Genomic DNA, 2,249 nt, shown 5'->3' with positions numbered 1-2,249 from the left:
CTGGTCGTGGAGCCGGTGCTGGCCGTGGAGTCCGAGCCCGAGCCGCCGCTGGCCGCCACGGGGGGGTGACGGAACGATCCGGCCGCGCGCCGGTATGACGCGCGCTCCTGAGGCGGGGCACCCATCCGGGAGCCCCGCCTCTTTTTCCGCCCGGACCCCGGCCCGAAGCTTGCTCCCCCCTTCCCCCGCATCCCGTCGCAGGAAACCCGGACGGTGCGGCCGCGCCCGCGCGGCGCCCGCCCTTGCGCTGCGAGGCGCCATGACCGCCACCCGCCGCTTCCGCCGCCTCGCGCTGGCCGCCGTCCTGGCCGGCGCGGCCGCGGCGCGGGGGGCGGCTGCGCAGGCATCGGCGGCGGAGCCCCTCCCCCCGCCGGCCGGGTCCGCGGCGCCGTCCGCCGAAGACGCCTTCCTCTGCCGCGGCGGCACCATCTCGCAGGTCTTCGTCGACAACAACTCGGTGTTCGTGGTGGGCGACCCCGACCTGGACCCCCGCTTCAACTGGGCGTACCGGCTGGCCAACCGCCTGCACATGCGCACCCGCGAGGGGGTGATCCGCCGCGAGCTGCTCTTCCGCGAGGGGAGCTGCTACCGCCCCGCCCAGCTCGAAGACTCGGAGCGCATCCTGAGGGCGCTCCCCTTCATCGCCGACGCCGACGTCTTCGCGCTGCGCCAGCCCGACTCCACCTGGCACGTGGTGGTGGAGACGCGCGACGAGTGGTCCACCCGCCTGGAGCCGCAGCTGGAGTCCGGCGGCGCGGCGCTCACGGGGCTGGAGCTGCGCGAGGAGAACCTGCTGGGGCGGGGGCAGCGGGTGTCGGCGTTCTACAAGGAGTACCAGGGGCAGCACGTCTACGGCGCCGCGGTGGGCACCCGGCAGCTCCTGGGCACCCACCTGGACGCCGACCTGTCGCTGGCCCGCACCCCGGTGGGGCTCTCGCTGCAGCAGCGGCTGGCCTGGCCGTTCCGCGGCGAGAACGGGCGCTTCGCCGCGCGGCAGCAGTTCGAGCACGTGGAGAGGAACTTCGAGTACTTCGTGCGCGACGCGGCGGGCGGGCTGGAGCGGCGCTTCTTCGCGGAGGAGCGCACCGGCTTCGACGCCGGCGTGGTGATGCGCCTGGGCCGCCGCGGCAGCCTGACCCTGGTGGGCGCGGCGCTGGTGGGGGAGTTCATCGCCTACCCGCGCGACAGCCTGGCCGCGCCCGACGACCCCGAGGCGGTCCCGCTCCCCGGCGGCGGCCAGGTGGCGGGGCTCGACTCGATCTCCACCGTGCGGCTGATGTTCCTGCTGGGCCAGCGCAACGTGTACTTCGAGCGCCGCCGCGCGCTCGACGCCGTGCGCGGGGCCGAGGACGTGCGGCTGGGGCTGGAGGCCGAGCTGGGGCTGGGGCGCAGCCTGGGGGCGCTCTCCGACGGCGACGACCTGGCGCTGGAGCTGGGCCTGGCCGCCGCGGGCGACCTGCGCGGCGTGCTGGCGGGGAGCCGCCTGGTGCTGGAAGCCAAGCGCGACCTGGGCGGCGGCTCGCGCGGCTGGCGCGACCTCTTCGGCCAGGTCGACGCCTGGGCGTACTGGCGCCCCGGGGAGGAGTCGAGCCACACCTTCGTGCTGGCCGCGCGCGCGGCGGGGGGGTGGGAGACCACCGTCCCCTTCCAGCTCACCGCGGGGCACCGCGCGGGGCTGCGCGGCTTCCCGCGCCACGTGTACGCCGGCGAGCGGCGGGTGGTGGGGACGCTGGAGCACCGCGCCTACCTGGGGTGGCCGTACCCGCGCCTCTTCGACCTGGGCACCGCCCTGTTCGTCGACGCCGGCCGCACCTGGGCGGGCGGCGACCCCTTCGGCGAAGACTCGCCGCTCCTGCTGAGCGTGGGCGGGGGCTTTCGCATCGCCTTCCCGCCGGGGTCGCGGCAGACGTACCGGCTGGACGTGGCCTTCCCCGTGGCGCCGGACTTCCGCCCCGGCGGGCTGCAGATCTCCTTCGGCGTGGGCCAGGCGGTGGGCCGCGGCACCCTGGGCGACGACCCCCAGCTCGCCCGCAGCTCCCGCCGCTCGATCTCCGCCTCGCTCTTCAGCTTCCCGAACTGACGAAAACCGCGACTGCGACCGCGGGTTCGGGCGTGTCCCTCCGCTGCGCTCCGGGCCGGGCTGCGCGCGCGGTAGGGCACGATACGACCGTGCCCAACCGCGCCGGGCCACCGCCGCGACGAAACCCCGTGTCGCGGCGGCGTCCCGGCCCTGTCGGGCGCGCATCCCT

1 protein-coding gene is annotated in these 2,249 nt (G+C 76.4%); it reads left to right on the top strand.

The window, feature by feature from the left end:
* Positions 1-259 precede the first annotated feature (259 nt).
* The gene (locus tag VF746_02880; GenBank protein HEX8691362.1) at positions 260-2,080 is read left to right on the top strand and encodes a hypothetical protein; all 1,821 of its coding nucleotides are present in this window, start codon (positions 260-262) and stop codon (positions 2,078-2,080) included.
* The last annotated feature ends 169 nt before the right edge of the window (positions 2,081-2,249 follow it).

Source organism: Longimicrobium sp. (assembly GCA_036389795.1).
GTDB lineage: Bacteria > Gemmatimonadota > Gemmatimonadetes > Longimicrobiales > Longimicrobiaceae > Longimicrobium.
This window is presented reverse-complemented; position numbering and strand designations above follow the sequence as displayed.